The sequence below is a fragment of the Pseudomonas putida genome, assembly GCF_050989985.1.
GTDB lineage: Bacteria > Pseudomonadota > Gammaproteobacteria > Pseudomonadales > Pseudomonadaceae > Aquipseudomonas > Aquipseudomonas putida_AI.
This window is the reverse complement of record NZ_CP158815.1, coordinates 2,215,913-2,234,339: the sequence shown is the minus strand read 5'-3', so window position 1 is coordinate 2,234,339 and position 18,427 is coordinate 2,215,913. Positions and strand designations below refer to the sequence as shown.

The window sequence follows — 18,427 nt, the reverse complement described above, 5'->3', positions numbered from 1 at the left end:
GAGGAAACGGGATCTAGAAATCCCGCTTGTAGAAGATGTCCAGCGAACTGGCCACGCCGCCCGCGGCTTCGAGGTAGACCTTTTTGCTCAGCTTGTAGCGCAAGGCGATGGTGTTGGCCGGTTCGAACACGCCCACGCCATAACGCAAGCTGAGCTTCTCGGAAAGATTGCCGCTGGCGACCACGCTGGTGGTGTTGCCGCTGCCCTGGGTATCGAGCTGGAAGTCCTCGATGCCGAGATTCTTCGCCAGCCCGCCGGTTACCCCGGAACTGCCCATCAGGCCCAGGCCGAGTGCCGCCTGGGCGAGCATGTTGTTGTCCTCGCCGTTGCTGCTCAGCGGACGGCCCAGCACCAGGTAGGACAACGCCTGCTCTTGGCTCATGGCCGGTTCGGAGAATATCTGCGTGGTCGGCTGCTCGGCACTGCCGCTCAAGCGAATGCCGGCAATCACGTCGTCGGTCTGGCGAATGGCTTCGATATCGAGGTACGGCTGGTCGATGGGACCGGCGAACAGCAGGCGCGCGCGACGCACGGTCAGGCGCTGGCCGTAGGCGCGGTAACGCCCGTCGTTGAGCCACAGCTCGCCTCGGGTGTCGAGGTTGTCGCCGATGTGCACATGGCCTTGCAGGTTTGCCGTCAGGCCAAACCCGGCGAAGGCCAGTTTGTCCTCGCCCACCACCACATCGATGTCCATGACCGTGGCCATCGGTGGCTTACCCTCCTCGGTCTGCTGGCCGACGATCACCGTGTCATCGGAGACCTTGACCGTCGACGGCGGCAACTCGCGAATGGTGATGTTGCCCTTGGGCACATGCACTTTGCCGGCGACGGCCAATTTGTCGTCCTTGATCGAGATTTTCAGGTCCGGCGCCACTTCGAGCTTGGCGTAGGGCTCGACGGTGACCGGCAACTGCGACCCCTTGAGTGCCAGATTCATGGCCAGCGCCTGGCCCCATGCGATATCGCCGTTGAGACTGCCCTGCCCGGTCTTGCCGCTTTTCCAGTCGCCGTTGAGCTGCACGGTCTCGCCGGCGATCACCGCCCGCAACTGCAAGGCTTGAATCTCCATCGGCAACTCAGGCCCGGACACTTCGCCGTCGCTGAGCAGCAGATTGCCGTTGACCTGCGGCGCCAGCAGCGTGCCTGCAATCGTGCCGCTGCCGTTCAGGCGCCCGCTGATTTTCTCGACCATGGGCACGAAGGGACGCGCCACCGACAGGTCCAGGCCCGTCAGACGGAATGAACCGGTCAGGGGTTTGTTTTTCGGCAGCGGGTTGATCTGTGCCTGCACCATCAACTCGCCGAGCTTGCCACCGACGAAATTGAGGGTGGTGTCGATCCGCTTAGGCGTGAGTTTGCTGGTGAGGTTCAGGGTCTGGTACGGGAAGTCCAGCCACTGGTCCTTTTCCTTGATCCGCAGGGTGCCGCCGCTGGCGTCGACGCTGATCTGGCCGTTCGGACCGCTGGCCGGCACGTCCAGTTGCACGTCGGCATTGAGCCGGCCCTGCCAGGCGAAATCCTTGGGAAGCCACTGGGCAAGGCTGTCGATGGGGAATTGCTTGAGGTGATAACGCAGCTTCGGTTCAGGCATCAGGCGCTGATCCTCGCCACACAGGCTGGCCGCGCCGGACATCCAGCAATGGGCGCCGAAGTTGATTTTGCCGTCCGCCAGCCGCTCCAATTTGGCCGGGCCTTGCAGCTTCCAGTCCTGGCCGCCGGCCTGGATATCGCCGCTGGCCAGGCGCCCGCGCCAGTTGCCCTTGTCCAGTGCACCGTCAAGCCCCAGAGCCAGTTTCAGCTTCGGCCCTTGCAGGTCGAGGTTGAGTTTCTGGTTCTTGATGTCGCCCTGGCCACTGGCGGTCAGGGTGCCCAGCGAAGTGTCGCCGGTCTGGATACCGCTGCCCTTGAGCTCGATTTTCGCCCGTTGCGCACTGTCGAGATTGGCGTCCAGGTTCAGGCTTTGCAGGCGATTGTCGGCGAACGCCAGTTGCGAGCCTTGCAGATCAAGCTTGCCCTGTGGCGCCTTGAGCGTGCCGGCGACATCAACCCGACCATTGATCTGGCCGCGCAGTTGCGGCCAGAGCTGAGCCAGGCGCGGCAGCTTGATATCGATCTGCCCGGCGAGCTTCTGTTGCAGGCTGCCCTTGCCATTGATGCTGTTGTCGCCAAGGCGGATTTGCAGTGCATTCAGGTTCCACTGCTCCCCGCCGCCATCGGCCTTGGCTTGCAGCACGGCCGGCTGGCCCCGCAGCTTGCCTTTCAGATCCAGGTCAGCGGTGAGGCTGAGTTTCTCATTCTTCATCTCGCCCTTGCTGCGCAAGGGTCCGGCGAGGGTGCCCGGCAATTCGGCAACCCAGTACGCCGGGTTGATCGCCGACAGGTCCAGCGCGGTGTCCCAGGCAATGCCATCGGCGAATTGCAGGTTCAGGTGCCCTTCGGCCTTGCCCTGCCCGGCAATCAGTTGAACCTGTTGCAGGTAGATTTTCGTCAGGTCGCCGGCGAACGGGCTGCTCAGGCTGAAGGCCCCGGCCGGGCCGTCCGCCGCGGCGTCGAAATGACCGAGGTATTTACCGTCGGTGTAGGAGACTTCGCCCTTGAAGGTGCGCAAAGTCACTTCAGGCTCGTCGATCAACGGATAGAGACGGTGCCAGGGGAAATCCAGCCAGTCGACTTTCGCCTCTGCGCTCAAACCCTTGCTCCAGTCCAGCTGCCCGGTGAGTTTGAGGCTTTGCTTGTCGCTGGCCGTCAGGTCCAGCGCGGCGATCTGCGCGCCATTGGCGTCCACCTTTCCTTGTAGCGCCAGCGCTACCGGGCCTTGTTCGGCGGGCAGCGTCGCGTTACCGAGCAACTGGTAACCGTTTTTCAGGTCACCTTCACCGGTGAGTACCAGCTGATTGAATTGCAAGGTGTCCGGCAGATCCGCGTCTGGCTTGAAGCCATCAGCGGTGATGCGCACTTTGGCTGGCAGGTTTTCTGCCAGGGCTTGCAGCTCGCCGGTCAGTTGGCCGTTCAGGTAACCGTTGCTGTCGGCCTTCAGGTTCAGGGTTTTCAGTAGATCGCCGTCGACTTTCAGGGCCAGCGTCCAGGGCTCGGTGCCGGGTGCTGGCAGGGTCAGTTTGCCTTCGGCCTTGAGCGGCCAGTTGCCGGTGGGTTGCAGCAGGCCGGACAGATTCAGGCTCAGCTCATCGCGTTGCAGGCTCACCGAGTCGATCTGCAAGCCGCTGGTCGTCCAGTGCGCCGCCAGTTGCAGGCCCTTGAGTTGTTCGCTGCCGTTGAACAGCAGGCTGCCGACCTGGACATCACCCAATTCGAGCGCCACGGGCAGCTGTAAATCCGGAAGGCTGATCGGCCCGCTGCTTTCCTCTTCGGCACCAGGCGGAAACTGCAGGCTGACCTGATCGGCCTTCAATTGTTCGATGCACAGGGTCATGCGCGTCAGGCACAACGGCGACCAGGCGAAGATCACCTTGTTCAACTCGACCCTGCTGGCGTCCTGCTGCCAGAGCACATGGTCTGCGCTCCACTGTCCACCCAAACGACCTTGGAAATTGTCCAGCGTCAGTCCCGGCACAAACCCGAGCGCCCAGCGGCTGCCCGTCGCCGTACCCAGTACTGTGGCCAGGGTCAGGACCACCAGCAGCACCAACGTCAGGATGGCCAGCAGCGTTATCTTCAAACCACGCTTCACAATTCAGGCCCCATGGAAAAGTGCAATCGGATACCGCCATCGTCGTCCAGCGCGTGGGCCAGGTCGAGGCGGATCGGCCCCACCGGCGACACCCAGCGCACGCCGATACCGACACCGGTCTTGAGGCTCGGCAATTCGAGATTATTGAAAGAGTTGCCCTGGTCGACGAAGGTCGCGACCCGCCATTTCTCGGCGACCGAGTATTGGTACTCGGCACTGCCGGCCACCATGTAGCGGCCGCCGATGCGGTCGCCCTGATTGTTCTCCGGGGACAGGCTCTGATAGTCGTAGCCGCGCACGCTCTGGTCGCCACCGGCGAAGAAGCGCAGCGAAGGCGGTATCGAGTTGAAGCCGTTGGTGGCACTGCCGCCAACCTGCACCCGACCGAGGAAACGGTGCTTGTCGAACACCGTGGTCAGGCCTTTGACCAGCGCTGTTCCCCACAGCACGTTGCTGTCCGAGCCCAAACCTTCCTTGGCCACTTTGGTTTCGAAGGCCAGGCGATAGCCGTTGTGCGGGTCGATGCGGTTGTCACTTTTGAGGTAGGAGTAACTCACCCCCGGCATCAGCAAGGTGCTGAGCCCGGAGTCATCGCCAAGCCGGTATTCCTCGCGCTGCCACTTGAGCGACACCACGCGCTGCCAGCCGCTGGGCAATTTGCTGTGCCACTCTGGGCCCAGGGTCAGCAGCTTGCTGAGGCTGTCCTTGTCGGCGATTTCCTCGTTCTGGTAACCACCGGCGAAACGCAGCTTGTCGGTCAGCGGCGGGTCCAGCGGGATGTCGTAGAACACCCCGACGTTCTGCCGGGGTGCCGAGATTTCGGTCTCCCAACCATAGCTGTGCCCCTGGGGGTTGACCCAGTGCCGGGTCCAGTTGGCCTTGACCCGCGGACCGACGTCGGTGGAATAGCCAAGCCCCAGGCCCATGGTCCGCGGCTTGCGGGTCTCAAGCTTGACCTCCACCGGGATCACCTCGTTTTTCGCCGCCGTGGGCGCGGCATCGACCCGCACGCCCTCGAAATAACCGCTCGATTGCAGTGCCTGGTTGAGTTCGGCGATCAGTTCGGAGTCGTAGGGCGTACCGGCCTTGAACGGCACCATGCGTTGCAGCAGGTCTTCGTCGAAGGGTGTGTCACCTTCGAAACTGACCTTGCCCATGGAATAACGCGGGCCGCTGTCGTAGATCAGTTCGATGTCGGCCACACCCGCCCGCGGGTCGACAGACAGTTTCGAGCGGGTGAAGCGACCGCTGAAAAAGCCGAAGCGCGAGGCCTGGTTCTGGATCAGCCGCTTGGCGTCATCGTATTGGCCATGGTTGAGCACGGCGCCGGTTTTCAGTGCATGGCTCTTGGGCACACGAAAGGATTTGAGCGAGGCCGCCGGGCCGTCGATGCGGATGGTGACATTACGCAGATGCACCGGCTCGCCGGGCTCGATATTGAGTATCAGGTGCGGGGTTTTGCCGCCGGTGACGGTGCTGTCGATCTGCGGCTGGTAATAACCCAGGGCCTGGGCGGCCTTGCGCGCCTGTTCTTCGGCGCCGCGACTGAAGCGCAAGAGGGCTTCTTCATCACGATCGCCGAGACTGCCGATATAGCCTTCTATATTGGCTTTGAGTGCATCGTTGGACGGTTTGATCCGCACATCCAATTCACTTTGGGCCAGTGCCGTGCAACTGCTGATCAGCAGGAGCACGCCACTGGTAATTCTTCCTGGAAACTTCATAGGCGCGGATGCTATCACGTGCGTGGATCATGATCATGGGAGCGTGATAGAGCCTTGCGTGCCCGGAAAGTTCGCGTTCAGGCCGTCGCGCTCTGGACCACCTGAGGGTTGGGGTGGAAAAACACGTGTTCGCGCACAGGCCCTACCGCCACCTCGCCAATTTCCTCATAGCCCTGGCGCTTGTAAAACTCGAGATAGCGCGGATCGCCGGTATCAAGCATCACTCCTTGAGAGCTTTCATCCACCGCGCACCAGTTATGCACCGCCTGCAAAAGCTGTTCGCCAAAATGCTTGCCCTGAAATTGCGGATGAATCCCCAGCAATGGCAGGACGTGCACCGAGTCGGACGGCGCACAGGCGGCGACCGCCTCGTGATATTCGAGGTATCGACGGGTGCAACGGAAACCGGTGCTGAGCACCATGCGCAGACGCCAGGCCCAGCTTTCAGTGATACCGAGACGGCGTTGCGGTGGTGCGATCAGGGCGATGCCGATCAGGCGGTCGTTGAGCAGCAGGCCGATCGCCGGCAAGTCCTGCAGAAAGTGCTGGGTGACCAGTTCCCGCACCGTGGCCCGCACCCGCTGTTCATAGCCCGGGCGTTCGGCTTCGAACAGGTAACTGAATGTCGGCTCATGCCGGTACGCCTGGTACAACAAGGAACGCGCTTCGCGGGAATAACCGCTGTCGAGCATGTGGATATCGGCGATGGCGGTGGAGGTTTCGGGCATGACGGTTGATCTCCCCGGCACAGCTCGAGTGGCTGCGCTCTTGTTGGTAGAGGCATTGAGCGACGACACAGTTCCCCCACAGGTATAGACCAGACTCATTCATTGTGGGAACAGGTTCTGTCAGCCGATACAGCTGTGACAGATCGGGCCTCTTCGCGGGCAAGCCTTGCTCCCACAGGTTCTCGGTCTCGCTTTACCTGTGGGAGCAAGGCTTGCCCGCGATGAGGCCCGATCTGTCGATGAAGATCTGACTGACCACTGGCCCCATTCCTACAGGTCAGCTAGCATCGCCCTTTTGCCAGGACTGCCGACCATGAAGATCGTCTCCTTCAACATCAACGGGCTGCGCGCCCGTCCCCATCAGTTGGCGGCGCTGATCGAAAAGCATCAGCCGGATGTGATCGGGTTGCAGGAAACCAAGGTCCACGACGACCAGTTCCCCCTCGATGAAATCAAGGCTCTGGGCTACCACGTGTATTTCCACGGGCAAAAAGGTCACTACGGCGTCGCCCTGCTCTCGCGCCAGGAACCGATTGCCGTGCACAAGGGCTTTGCCACCGACGAAGAGGACGCCCAGCGGCGTTTCATCTGGGGTACCTTCGCCGACGCCAATGGCGTGCCGGTAACCATCATGAACGGCTACTTCCCACAGGGCGAAAGCCGCGACCACCCGACCAAATTCCCGGCCAAGGAGCGTTTCTACAGCGATCTGCAGCTTTTGCTGGAAAGCCAGTTCAAGAACGATCAAGCGCTGGTGGTCATGGGCGACGTGAACATTTCCCCGGAAGACTGCGACATCGGCATCGGCCCGGACAACATGAAGCGCTGGCTGAAAACCGGCAAATGCAGCTTCCTGCCGGAAGAACGCGAGTGGATGGCGCGCCTGAAAAACTGGGGCCTGGTGGACAGCTTCCGCCACCTCAACCCGGAGGTGGCCGATCGTTTCAGCTGGTTCGACTACCGCAGCCGCGGGTTTGAAGACGAGCCCAAGCGTGGCCTGCGCATCGACTTGATCATGGCGTCCCATGGGTTGTTGCCACGGGTCAAGGATGCGGGTGTGGACTATGAACTGCGGGGCATGGAAAAACCCTCGGACCATGCGCCGATCTGGCTTGAATTGAGCTGATCTGATCTACAGCCCGCACCTGTAGGAGCGAGCCTGCTCGCGATAGCGGTATACCAGCCACAGATGAAGTGACTGTATAACCGCCATCGCGAGCAGGCTCGCTCCCACAATGGATCACCACTGCAATCTGTCATATTTCGGACATCTTACTGACTTAATCTGCCGGCACTCCCTTTGGCTATATAAGGTGCCGGCATGACGCTGCGCGTGTTGTTCCTGTTGATGATCTGCGCGTGGCTGCCGCTGACGGCTTCGGCCAGTGTTTTGCCGACCTCCGAACAAGGCCCAGTGCTGCGCATCCACGGTTCCAACACCATCGGTGCAGCCTTGGGCCCCGCGCTGGTCCAGGGGCTGATGCGCCAACAGGGCCTGGTCAAGATCCACAGCGAAACCCCGGACTCGGCCAATGAGCTGCGCATTGTCGGCGAAACCGCCCAGGGACGCCGGGTCGAAGTGGAGCTGGCGGCCCATGGTTCCAGCACCGGCTTCACTGCGCTGAAAGCCGGTACTGCCGATCTCGCCGCTTCATCGCGGCCGATCAAGGATCGCGAAGTGACTGACCTGCAAGCCCTGGGCGATCTGAAAAGCCCCGGTGCCGAACAGGTCATCGCCATCGACGGCCTGGCGATCATTCTTCACCCGCAAAACCCGCTGAACCAGCTCGACACCGTGCAACTGGCGCGGATTTTCAGCGGTGAAGTCAAAACCTGGGAAGAAGTCGGTGGCAGCGGCGGGACGATTCATCTTTATGCGCGGGATGATCAGTCCGGCACTTATGACACTTTCAAGGAGCTGGTCCTCAGCGGACGCGGGAAAACCCTGAGCAGCGCGGCGAAACGCTTCGAATCCAGCGAACAATTGTCCGACGCGATCAGCCTCGACCCGCAAGGCATCGGCTTCATTGGCTTACCCTACGTGCGCCAGGCCAAGGCGGTGGCGATTGTCGATGGCCAATCCCAGGCCATGCTCCCGCAGGGCAATCTGATCGCCACCGAAGACTATCCCTTGTCCCGCCGCCTGTTCCTGTATCTCCCGCCCGCGGGGAATAACCCCTGGGCCGAGGCGCTGGTGGCGTTCGCCCAAAGCAGCCAGGGCCAGGCGATTGTCGCTGCCAACGGCTTCATCGCCCAGACCGTGCAAGCCATGTCCGTCACGCCGAATGCGCTGATGCCCGAGGGCTATCAGGGCCTGAGCCGTCATGCCCAGCGCTTGTCGGTGAATTTCCGTTTCGAAGAAGGCAGCGCCAGCCTCGACAACAAGGCCCGGCAGGATCTGTCGCGGGTGCTCGACTATATAAAGCAGCATGGCAAAAACGATCGCCAGGTTTCGCTGGTGGGTTTTGGCGATGCCAAGAGCGACCCGGCTCGCGCTGACCTGTTGTCGAAACTGCGGGCCATGGCGGTACGGCGGGAATTGGTGAAAAGCGGCGTGGTGTTGCGCGAGATTCGCGGCTTCGGCGCCGAAATGCCGGTGGCGGCCAATAGCGAGGACGAAGGAAGGATCAAGAATCGGCGGGTTGAGGTTTGGGTGTATTGAGTTGAACTGAGATCCAATGTGGCGAGGGAGCTTGCTCCCGCTCGACTGCGAAGCAGTCGCAAACCAGACAATCAAGTACCACTTATACGACCGGATTGTTGGAAATGGGGCCGCTTCGCGACCCAGCGGGAGCAAGCTCCCTCGCCACAGAGGTTTTACTGCCCGCTGCGCAGCATCTCTTTCGGCACGTATTTGCCGATCTCGAATTTGCCGATCGCCGCGCGGTGCACTTCATCCGGGCCGTCGGCCAGGCGCAGGGTACGTTGCATGGCGTACATGTAGGCCAGCGGGAAATCGTTCGACACCCCTGCCCCGCCATGGATCTGGATCGCCCGGTCGATCACCCGCAGGGCCACATTCGGCGCCACCACCTTGATCTGCGCGATTTCACTCCTGGCCACCTTGTTGCCGACGGTGTCCATCATGTACGCCGCTTTCAACGTCAGCAGGCGCGCCATGTCGATTTCCATCCGCGAATCGGCAATCTTGTCGACGTTGCCGCCCAGCCGCGCCAACGGTTTGCCGAACGCCGTGCGCTCCACCGAACGCTTGCACATCAGTTCCAGCGCACGCTCGGCCATGCCGATCGAACGCATGCAGTGGTGAATCCGGCCCGGGCCAAGGCGACCCTGGGCAATTTCAAAGCCCCGTCCTTCACCCAACAGAACGTTTTCGTACGGCACCCGCACGTTGTCGAACAGCACTTCGGCGTGACCGTGGGGCGCATCGTCGTAACCGAACACCGGCAGCGGGCGCAGGATTTTCACGCCGGGGGTATCAACCGGCACCAGAATCATCGAGTGCTGGGCGTGGCGCGGTGCATCCGGGTTGCTCAGGCCCATGAAGATAAGAATCTTGCAGCGTGGGTCGCAGGCACCGGAGGTCCACCATTTCTTGCCGTTGATCACCCACTCGTCGCCATCGCGCACCGCACGGGCGGCCATGTTGGTCGCATCGGAGGACGCCACGTCCGGTTCGGTCATGGCGAACGCCGAGCGGATCTCGCCGCGCAGCAGCGGCTCGAGCCAGCGCTGTTTCTGCTCTTCGTTGGCGTAGCGCACCAGCACTTCCATGTTGCCGGTGTCCGGCGCCGAGCAGTTGAAAGGCTCGGGGCCCAGCAGCGAGCGGCCCATGATTTCTGCCAGGGGCGCGTATTCGAGGTTGGTCAGGCCGGCACCGAGTTCGGACTCAGGTAGAAACAAATTCCACAATCCCTCGGCCTTGGCCTTGAGTTTGAGTTCTTCCATGATCGCCGTCGGCTGCCAGCGGTCGCCCTCGGCAACCTGGCGCTCGAACACGGCTTCGGCGGGATAAACATAATTGTCCATGAACGCAGTCACGCGCTCACGCAGTTCCTGAACCTTGGGCGAATAAGCGAAATCCATGAGCAGTTACCTTCTTGGGGGAGGTTGTTTAGATCATGCAATCGATGCTAGAACAGCTACGAAAATTTACCTAGCCTATTCTCGGCGTGTATTAACATTCATCACCGATATATGATCGGCTGATTGCCAAGACCCCCGGGTCCGATCAAAAAGCCCTAATAACAAGAGTGCAGCGCATGAATCTGAGCAAGGTCGACCTCAACCTTTTCATCGTCTTCGACGCGATCTACACCGAAGCCAACCTGACTCGCGCCGGGCAGATCGTCGGCATTACCCAGCCCGCGGTATCCAACGCCCTGGCCCGCCTGCGCGAGACCTTCAACGATCCGCTGTTCGTGCGCACCGCCCAGGGCATGGTGCCCACGCCCATGGCCCAGAACATCATTGGCCCGGTGCGCAACGCGCTGTCGCTGCTGCGCATTTCCGTGCAGGAAAGCCGCATCTTCAACCCGCAGCAGGCGGTCAAGACCTACCGCATCAGCATGACCGACCTCACCGAAGCGGTGATCCTGCCACCGCTGTTCCAGCGCCTGCGCCGCCTGGCCCCCACCGTGATCATCGAAAGCTTCCTGTCCAAGCGCCGCGAGACCACCAAGGAACTGGCGGCCGGTCGACTCGATTTCGCCGTGGACGCACCGCTTAACACTGACCCGCAAGTGCGCCACGTCAAGCTGATGGAAGACCGTTACGTGTGCGCCATGCGCAAGGGGCACCCGCTGGCGGGCAAGGAAAAGCTCAGCCTCGATGAATACCTGGGGCTGACCCACATCCATATTTCCAGTCGCCGCAGCGGCCTGGGCTATGTCGACCTTGCGCTGGGCAAGATGGGCATCCAGCGCAAGATCGCCCTGCGCTCCCAGCATTACCTCATGGCCTCCCAGGTGATGCAGCAGACCGACATGGTCATGACCGTGCCGGAACGCTTCGCCCGGCGTAACGACCTGCACGCCTTCAACCTGCCGGTCAACGATGTGCCGCCGGTGGAAACCCACCTTTACTGGCACGAAAGCACTGACCAGGACCCGGCCAACCGCTGGATGCGCGAGCAGATGATCGAACTGTGCCAGCAGGTGACGGCGCATGAGAAGAAGCTGGAGAAGGTGTAAGACGCTACACCGCGGCGACTTCATCGCGAGCAGGCTCGCTCCCACAATGGATTTTCACTGAACACGACATTTGTGTCAGACAGAGATCCTCTGTGGGAGCGAGCCTGCTCGCGATGGGGCCCGCAAGGGTACTGAAAAAACCCGCCCCTTGACGTATACGTCAACCTACCTTTAGCTTAGCGCCATGACCTTTCGTGAGCGCGTCCATGAGCAGCCAGACCTACAGCATTTCCGACCTCGCCCGCGAGCTCGACATCACCACCCGGGCCATTCGCTTCTATGAAGAACAAGGCCTGCTCAGCCCCGAGCGCCGGGGCCAGGAACGTATCTATTCGCCCCGTGACAAGGTCAGCCTGAAGCTGATCCTGCGGGGCAAGCGCATCGGCTTTTCCCTGGCCGAATGCCGTGAACTGATCGAGCTCTACGACCCGTCCAGCGGTAACACCAAGCAACTGCACAGCATGCTGGCGAAAATCAGCGAGCGGCGGGCACAGCTGGAACAGCAGCTGCTGGACATCGAACAGATGAAACTGGAGCTCGATACCGCCGAAGAGCGCTGCGTGCAGGCGCTGGAGCAAACCCTCAAGAGCCAGGAATCAATCCAGTAGATCAACAACGCACCCTGTGGGAGCGGGCTTGCCCGCGATGGGGGCACAACATTCAACATTGATGCTGACTGACCCACCGCCATCGCGGGCAAGCCCGCTCCCACAGGGGTCTACGAGCATTCAGAAAATCAGCACAGGTCGAACCCCATGTCCCTCCCCACCCAAGTACGCCTTGTCGAAGTCGGCCCACGCGATGGTCTGCAAAACGAAGCCCAACCCATCAGCGTCGCCGACAAGGTGCAACTGGTCGATGCGCTCACGGCCGCGGGCCTGGGCTATATAGAAGTCGGCAGTTTCGTCTCGCCCAAATGGGTGCCACAGATGGCCGGTTCCGCCGATGTCTTCGCGCAGATCCAGCGCAAGCCCGGGGTGACCTACGGTGCGCTCGCGCCCAACCTGCGCGGTTTCGAGGATGCCCTCGCCAGCGGGGTCAAGGAGGTCGCGGTGTTCGCCGCTGCGTCCGAGGCCTTCTCCCAGCGCAACATCAATTGCTCGATCAGCGAAAGCCTGGAGCGTTTCGTGCCGATCATGGATGCGGCCAGGCAGCACGGCGTGACTGTGCGCGGTTACGTGTCTTGCGTACTGGGCTGCCCTTATGAAGGTGAGGTCGCTCCCGAGCAGGTGGCGCGGGTTGCCCGAGAACTCTACGCCATGGGCTGCTATGAGGTGTCCCTGGGCGACACCATCGGCACCGGCACCGCTGGCGCCACCCGCAGGATGTTCGAAGTGGTCTCGGCCGATGTACCCCGGGAAAAGCTGGCCGGGCATTTCCACGACACCTACGGCCAGGCCATGGCCAACATCTATGCCAGCCTGCTGGAAGGGATCTCGGTGTTCGACAGCTCCATCGCCGGGCTCGGCGGCTGCCCCTACGCCAAGGGCGCCAGCGGCAATGTGGCCACCGAAGACGTGGTGTACCTGCTCAACGGCCTGGGTATCGAGACCGGTATCGACCTGAACGCCCTGATCCGCGCCGGCCAGCAAATCAGCGCTGTGCTGGGTCGGCCGAGCGGTTCCCGCGTGGCCAAGGCCCTCAGCGCACAGTGAGGGCAACGACACCGCCGTGTGTTACCGCGACATCAGAAACGTGGGGAAAAACGAGTAACACGGAAACAAATTGTCAGGGTTTGCCTGAGGGAAAAATCCTACAAAATATTAAGTTGTTGATTTTAAAGGCTTTTTAAAAGTTGGCACGGCTCCTGCTATCTCTATGGCATAACAAGAATAAAAAATGCGGCACCACTAATAAAAACAAGACGTAACGACTCTGACATAACAAAAACAACACGGCAGAGACGCAGCTAACAGATTTTTTTGGAGAAGATGTGCTTTTCAGGGTGCTTTCCGGAGTTACCCGCAATCAGGCAGAGAACAATAAAACTACCTTCAGGTAGCTCCCGAACTGGTTGGATCGCTTAGCGAAAAAGTAGATCAGCGCTCAAAAAAATACGTTTGCTCTTGATCCCGGATGGGGATCGCCAAAAACAGCGGTAAAGGGCAACGGTTGCCAAAAACAACAACAGACCGACCCTCAATAATAAAAAAAGAGCACGCGCAACGAAAATTAAAGGGGAGCTTCGGCTCCCCTTTGTGCTGTCTGCGATTTGGAAAATCATGCAAAGCACTGTGGGAGCGAGCTTGCTCGCGATGAGGGCCTCACAGTCAACAATGGTGCTGAATGGCAGTCCGTCATCGCGAGCAGGCTCGCTCCCACAGTGTTACTCATCAGTCCTGCTTGATGCGCAACTCCTCGACACTGATCTCCCGCATGCGGAATTTCTGGATCTTGCCGGTCACGGTCATTGGGAACTCATCCACGAACTTGAAGTAACGCGGCGTCTTGAAGTGTGCGATGCGCTCCTTGCACCAGGCTTGCAGCTCCTGCTCGGTGGCGCTGTGGCCGGGGTGGAACTTGATCCAGGCGACGATCTCTTCGCCGTAGCGCGAGCACGGAATACCGATCACCTGCACATCGGCCACGGCCGGATGGGTAAAGAAGAACTCCTCCAGCTCCCGCGGGTAAATGTTTTCGCCGCCACGGATGATCATGTCCTTGTTGCGGCCGGCGATGCACACATACCCCTCATCGTTCATGCTCGCCAGGTCACCGGTGTGCATCCAGCCCGCCTGATCGATCGCTTCGGCGGTGCCTTGCGGGTTGTTCCAGTAACCGAGCATCACGCTGTAGCCGCGAGTGCAGAGTTCGCCGATGGTGCCACGGGGCACCGGGTTGCCCGCCTCGTCGATGATCTTGCTTTCAAGCTGCGGCTGGGTGCGACCAACCGTGGTAACACGCAACTCCAGATCGTCCGACGGGCCCGTCTGCAACGACACCGGGCTGGTTTCCGTCATGCCGTAGGCAATCTGCACTTCGCTCATGTGCATTTCATTGATGACCCGGCGCATCACCTCGATCGGGCAAGTCGCGCCGGCCATGATGCCGGTGCGCAGGCTCGACAGGTCGAATTCGGCGCGCTGCGGCTGATCGAGCATGGCGATGAACATAGTCGGCACGCCGTAGAGCGCCGTGGCTTTTTCTTCGGCGACGGTGTTCAGGGTCAGCAACGGATCGAACGCATCGTTGGGATAAATCATGGTGCTACCGTGGGTGATGCACCCCAGGTTACCCATGACCATGCCGAAGCAGTGGTACAGCGGCACCGGGATCACCAGGCGGTCAGCGGCGGTCAGGCCAAGGCTTTCACCGACCATGTAACCGTTGTTGAGAATGTTGTAGTGGCTGAGGGTCGCGCCCTTGGGGAAACCCGTGGTGCCGGAGGTGTACTGAATGTTCACCGCCTGGTCGAAATGCAGGCTGTCCTGACGCTCACGCAGTTGCTCCGTCGACACGCTGGCGGCCAGATCAGCCAGTTGCGACCACGGCAGGAAACCGCCTGGAGGTTGCGCATCCAGACTGATGACACCCCGCAGGTCCGGCAAGCGTTCGCTCTGCAACTTGCCGATGGCGTGCTCGGCCAGCTCCGGCGCCAGGCCTTGCAACATGGCGTGATAGTTGGAGGTCTTGAAGGCCCCGGCACACACCAGCCACTGGCAGCCGGACTGCTTCAACACGTATTCGAGTTCGGAGCTGCGGTAGGCCGGGTTGATGTTGACCAGGATCACACCGATTTTCGCGGTGGCGATCTGGGTGATGCACCATTGCGCGCAGTTCGGCGCCCAAATGCCCAGGCGGTCGCCGGTCTGCATACCCAGCGCCAGCAATGCCCTGGCGTGCAGGTCCGCCGCCTCCGCCAATTGCTGCCAGGTGTAGCGCAACTGTTGATGGCGCACGACCAGCGCCTCCCCGGTCGGGTACTGCGCGACCGTGTTGTCGAACGCCTGGCCGATGGTCATCGCCAGCAAGGCTTTGTCCTGGGAACCACGGGTGTAGCTGCGCTGCGGATTTGCACTGGGTTGATCCATGACGACCCCTATTGTCTTTATTTATGGGCTGCTCGCGGTGACCTTGTGGGAGCGAGCCTGCTCGCGAAGTGGTCGTCACATTCAACATTACTGCTAACTGATCCGACGCTTTCGCGAGCAGGCTCGCTCCCACAAAGTACATCCGCGTTCTATCTTGAACTGCCCCTACTGTCGCTCAAGTTGACGTTAACGTAAAGGGTGATTGACAGCCATTCGTCACAGGCTTACGTTAACGTAAAGGTGAGAGCCGGATCGCTGCCCTCCCCACCCTACAAAAAAGCCAAAAGGTGCCCCATGAACTACCCATCCCTGAATTTTGCCCTCGGTGAAACCATCGACATGCTGCGCGATCAGGTTCAGGCCTTTGTCGCCAAAGAGATCGCTCCCCGCGCCGCTCAGATCGACAGCGACAACCTGTTCCCCGCCGACCTGTGGCGCAAATTCGGCGACATGGGTCTGCTGGGCATCACCGTTCCGGAGGAGTACGGCGGTGCCGGCCTGGGTTACCTGGCCCACGTAGTGGCCATGGAAGAAATCAGCCGTGGCTCGGCCTCGGTGGCACTGTCCTACGGCGCGCACTCCAATCTCTGCGTCAACCAGATCAACCGCAACGGCAACCACGAGCAGAAACTCAAATACCTGCCGAAGCTGATCAGCGGCGAGCACATCGGTGCCCTGGCCATGAGCGAGCCGAACGCCGGCTCCGACGTGGTATCGATGAAACTGCGCGCGGATAAACGTGGCGACAAATATGTGCTGAACGGCAGCAAGACCTGGATCACCAACGGTCCGGACGCCAACACCTACGTGATCTACGCCAAGACCGACCTGGAAAAGGGCCCGCACGGCATCACCGCTTTCATCGTCGAGCGCGACTGGAAAGGCTTCAGCCGCAGCAACAAGTTCGACAAGCTCGGCATGCGCGGTTCGAACACCTGCGAGCTGTTCTTCGATGACGTCGAAGTGCCGGAAGAAAACATCCTCGGCGTGCTCAACGGTGGCGTGAAAGTGCTGATGAGTGGCCTCGACTACGAGCGCGTGGTGCTCTCCGGCGGCCCGACCGGGATCATGCAGGCCTGCATGGACCTGATCGTGCCTTACATCCACGACCGCAAGCAGTTCGGCCAGAGCATCGGCGAGTTCCAGCTGATCCAGGGCAAGGTCGCCGACATGTACACCCAGCTCAACGCCAGCCGCGCCTATCTGTATGCGGTGGCCCAGGCCTGCGAACGCGGCGAGACCACCCGCAAGGACGCCGCCGGTGTGATCCTCTACAGCGCCGAACGTGCCACGCAAATGGCCCTCGACGCGATCCAGATTCTCGGCGGCAACGGCTACATCAACGAATTCCCGGCCGGTCGTCTGCTGCGTGACGCCAAGCTGTACGAAATCGGCGCCGGCACCAGTGAGATCCGTCGCATGCTGATCGGTCGCGAACTGTTCAACGAAACCCGCTAAACGGAGCTGCCCATGGCTACCCTGCATACCCAGCTCAACCCTCGTTCAGCGGAATTCGCCGTCAACAGCGCGGCGATGCTCAAACAGGTCGACGCCCTGCACACCCTGCTCGCCCAGGTGCAGCAGGGTGGCGGTCCGAAAGCGCAAGAACGCCACACCTCGCGGGGCAAGTTGCTGCCCCGTGAGCGCATCAATCGCTTGCTCGATCCGGGTTCGCCGTTTCTGGAGATGAGCCAGCTGGCGGCCTACGAGGTGTACGGCGAAGACGTACCCGCCGCGGGTGTGATTGCCGGGATCGGCCGCGTGGAAGGCATCGAATGCATGATCGTCGCCAACGATGCCACGGTAAAAGGCGGCTCGTACTACCCGCTGACCGTGAAAAAACACCTGCGCGCCCAGACCATCGCCCAGCAGAACCGCTTGCCGTGCATCTATCTGGTGGACTCCGGTGGCGCCAACCTGCCGCGCCAGGATGAAGTGTTTCCCGACCGCGAACACTTTGGCCGGATCTTCTTCAACCAGGCCAACATGAGCGCCATGGGCATCCCGCAGATTGCCGTGGTCATGGGTTCCTGCACCGCCGGCGGTGCTTATGTGCCGGCGATGGCCGACGAAACCATCATGGTCCGCGAACAGGCGACGATTTTCCTCGCCGGCCCGCCGCTGGTGAAAGCCGCGACCGGTGAAGTGGTCAGCGCCGAAGATCTGGGCGGTGCAGATGTGCACTGCAAGATTTCCGGCGTCGCCGACCACTATGCCGAGAGCGATGAACACGCCCTGGCCCTGGCCCGCCGCAGCGTCGCCAACCTCAACTGGCACAAACTCGGCGAAGTCCAGCAACGCACGCCCATCGCCCCGCTCTACAGCAGCGACGAGTTGTACGGTGTGGTTCCGGCCGATGCCAAGCAACCGTTCGACGTGCGTGAAGTGATCGCGCGGCTGGTGGACGGTTCGGTGTTCGATGAGTTCAAGGCCCTGTTCGGCACCACCCTGGTGTGCGGCTTCGCCTACCTGCACGGCTACCCGATCGCGATCCTCGCCAACAACGGCATCCTCTTCGCCGAAGCCGCGCAGAAAGGCGCGCACTTCATCGAACTGGCCTGCCAGCGCGGCATTCCGTTGCTGTTCCTGCAAAACATCACCGGCTTCATGGTCGGCCAGAAATACGAGGCCGGCGGCATCGCCAAGCACGGTGCGAAGCTGGTGACAGCCGTGGCCTGCGCCAAGGTGCCCAAGTTCACCGTGATCATCGGCGGCAGCTTCGGCGCCGGTAACTACGGCATGTGCGGCCGGGCCTACGATCCGCGCTTCCTGTGGATGTGGCCGAATGCGCGCATCGGCGTGATGGGCGCCGAACAGGCCGCCGGCGTACTGGTGCAGGTCAAGCGCGAGCAGGCCGAGCGCGGTGGCCAGGGTTTCAGCGCCGAGCAGGAAGCCCAGATCAAGCAACCGATCCTCGACCAGTACGAAGAACAGGGCCATCCCTACTACTCCAGCGCTCGCTTGTGGGACGACGGTGTCATTGACCCGGCGCAGACCCGCGATGTCCTGGGGCTGGCCTTGTCGGCGTCGCTGAACGCGCCAATCGAACCGAGCCGCTTCGGCGTGTTCCGGATGTGATTTTTTGTGGGAGCGGGCTTGCTCG

At 61.3% G+C, this 18,427-nt stretch carries 12 protein-coding genes; 7 read left to right on the top strand and 5 right to left on the bottom strand.

Features of this window, described 5'->3' with window-relative positions; genetic code table 11:
* Positions 1-13: 13 nt before the first annotated feature.
* The 3 genes from ABTV29_RS10405 to ABTV29_RS10395 all read right to left on the bottom strand — a co-directional run bounded on the left by ABTV29_RS10405 (position 14) and on the right by ABTV29_RS10395 (position 6,140).
* Positions 14-3,688: a translocation/assembly module TamB domain-containing protein gene (locus ABTV29_RS10405; RefSeq protein ID WP_433769986.1), complete on the bottom strand. Its 3,675-nt coding sequence runs from the start codon at positions 3,686-3,688 to the stop codon at positions 14-16.
* The gene (locus ABTV29_RS10400; protein WP_433769985.1) at positions 3,685-5,412 is read right to left on the bottom strand and encodes an autotransporter assembly complex protein TamA; all 1,728 of its coding nucleotides are present in this window, start codon (positions 5,410-5,412) and stop codon (positions 3,685-3,687) included. Before ABTV29_RS10400 ends, ABTV29_RS10405 begins: the two co-directional genes overlap by 4 nt.
* A gap of 77 nt (positions 5,413-5,489) precedes the next feature.
* The gene (locus ABTV29_RS10395; RefSeq protein WP_433769984.1) at positions 5,490-6,140 is read right to left on the bottom strand and encodes a GNAT family N-acetyltransferase; all 651 of its coding nucleotides are present in this window, start codon (positions 6,138-6,140) and stop codon (positions 5,490-5,492) included.
* 313 nt (positions 6,141-6,453) lie between these two features.
* On the opposite strand from ABTV29_RS10395, the gene xthA reads away from it, so the two are divergent.
* Together xthA and ABTV29_RS10385 are read left to right on the top strand one after the other, a co-directional pair.
* Positions 6,454-7,266, top strand: a complete 813-nt coding sequence (xthA, locus tag ABTV29_RS10390; protein WP_433769983.1) for an exodeoxyribonuclease III — start codon at positions 6,454-6,456, stop codon at positions 7,264-7,266.
* 195 nt (positions 7,267-7,461) lie between these two features.
* Complete coding sequence (locus ABTV29_RS10385) at positions 7,462-8,802, top strand: substrate-binding domain-containing protein (protein WP_433769982.1); 1,341 nt, start codon at positions 7,462-7,464, stop codon at positions 8,800-8,802.
* Between the two features lie 155 nt (positions 8,803-8,957).
* Here the strand turns inward: ABTV29_RS10385 and ABTV29_RS10380 are convergent, their stop codons facing one another.
* The gene (locus ABTV29_RS10380; RefSeq protein ID WP_433769981.1) at positions 8,958-10,187 is read right to left on the bottom strand and encodes an acyl-CoA dehydrogenase; all 1,230 of its coding nucleotides are present in this window, start codon (positions 10,185-10,187) and stop codon (positions 8,958-8,960) included.
* Between the two features lie 176 nt (positions 10,188-10,363).
* On the opposite strand from ABTV29_RS10380, the gene ABTV29_RS10375 reads away from it, so the two are divergent.
* The 3 genes from ABTV29_RS10375 to ABTV29_RS10365 all read left to right on the top strand — a co-directional run bounded on the left by ABTV29_RS10375 (position 10,364) and on the right by ABTV29_RS10365 (position 12,948).
* On the top strand, positions 10,364-11,293 hold the full coding sequence (locus ABTV29_RS10375) for a LysR family transcriptional regulator (protein WP_433769980.1): 930 nt from the start codon (positions 10,364-10,366) through the stop codon (positions 11,291-11,293).
* Between the two features lie 206 nt (positions 11,294-11,499).
* Complete coding sequence (locus ABTV29_RS10370; protein WP_110963769.1) at positions 11,500-11,901, top strand: MerR family transcriptional regulator; 402 nt, start codon at positions 11,500-11,502, stop codon at positions 11,899-11,901.
* A gap of 147 nt (positions 11,902-12,048) precedes the next feature.
* Positions 12,049-12,948, top strand: a complete 900-nt coding sequence (locus ABTV29_RS10365) for a hydroxymethylglutaryl-CoA lyase (protein ID WP_433769979.1) — start codon at positions 12,049-12,051, stop codon at positions 12,946-12,948.
* Positions 12,949-13,626: 678 nt separating this feature from the next.
* Here ABTV29_RS10365 and ABTV29_RS10360 read toward each other — a convergent pair.
* A complete protein-coding gene (locus ABTV29_RS10360) occupies positions 13,627-15,324 on the bottom strand; it encodes an AMP-binding protein (protein WP_433769978.1) in 1,698 nt (565 codons plus the stop codon).
* Positions 15,325-15,618: 294 nt separating this feature from the next.
* On the opposite strand from ABTV29_RS10360, the gene ABTV29_RS10355 reads away from it, so the two are divergent.
* Together ABTV29_RS10355 and ABTV29_RS10350 are read left to right on the top strand one after the other, a co-directional pair.
* A complete protein-coding gene (locus tag ABTV29_RS10355) occupies positions 15,619-16,782 on the top strand; it encodes an isovaleryl-CoA dehydrogenase (RefSeq protein ID WP_433769977.1) in 1,164 nt (387 codons plus the stop codon).
* A gap of 12 nt (positions 16,783-16,794) precedes the next feature.
* A complete protein-coding gene (locus ABTV29_RS10350) occupies positions 16,795-18,402 on the top strand; it encodes a carboxyl transferase domain-containing protein (RefSeq protein ID WP_433769976.1) in 1,608 nt (535 codons plus the stop codon).
* Positions 18,403-18,427 lie beyond the last annotated feature (25 nt).

Excerpts from the sequence above, each read along its gene's own strand:
- ABTV29_RS10400 (WP_433769985.1), bottom strand. The coding sequence starts at position 5,412 with ATGAAGTTTCCAGGAAGAATTACCAGTGGCGTGCTCCTGCTGATCAGC.
- ABTV29_RS10395 (WP_433769984.1), bottom strand. The coding sequence starts at position 6,140 with ATGCCCGAAACCTCCACCGCCATCGCCGATATCCACATGCTCGACAGC.
- xthA (WP_433769983.1), top strand. The coding sequence starts at position 6,454 with ATGAAGATCGTCTCCTTCAACATCAACGGGCTGCGCGCCCGTCCCCAT.
- ABTV29_RS10385 (WP_433769982.1), top strand. The coding sequence starts at position 7,462 with ATGACGCTGCGCGTGTTGTTCCTGTTGATGATCTGCGCGTGGCTGCCG.
- ABTV29_RS10380 (WP_433769981.1), bottom strand. The coding sequence starts at position 10,187 with ATGGATTTCGCTTATTCGCCCAAGGTTCAGGAACTGCGTGAGCGCGTG.
- ABTV29_RS10375 (WP_433769980.1), top strand. The coding sequence starts at position 10,364 with ATGAATCTGAGCAAGGTCGACCTCAACCTTTTCATCGTCTTCGACGCG.
- ABTV29_RS10370 (WP_110963769.1), top strand. The coding sequence starts at position 11,500 with ATGAGCAGCCAGACCTACAGCATTTCCGACCTCGCCCGCGAGCTCGAC.
- ABTV29_RS10365 (WP_433769979.1), top strand. The coding sequence starts at position 12,049 with ATGTCCCTCCCCACCCAAGTACGCCTTGTCGAAGTCGGCCCACGCGAT.
- ABTV29_RS10360 (WP_433769978.1), bottom strand. The coding sequence starts at position 15,324 with ATGGATCAACCCAGTGCAAATCCGCAGCGCAGCTACACCCGTGGTTCC.
- ABTV29_RS10355 (WP_433769977.1), top strand. The coding sequence starts at position 15,619 with ATGAACTACCCATCCCTGAATTTTGCCCTCGGTGAAACCATCGACATG.
- ABTV29_RS10350 (WP_433769976.1), top strand. The coding sequence starts at position 16,795 with ATGGCTACCCTGCATACCCAGCTCAACCCTCGTTCAGCGGAATTCGCC.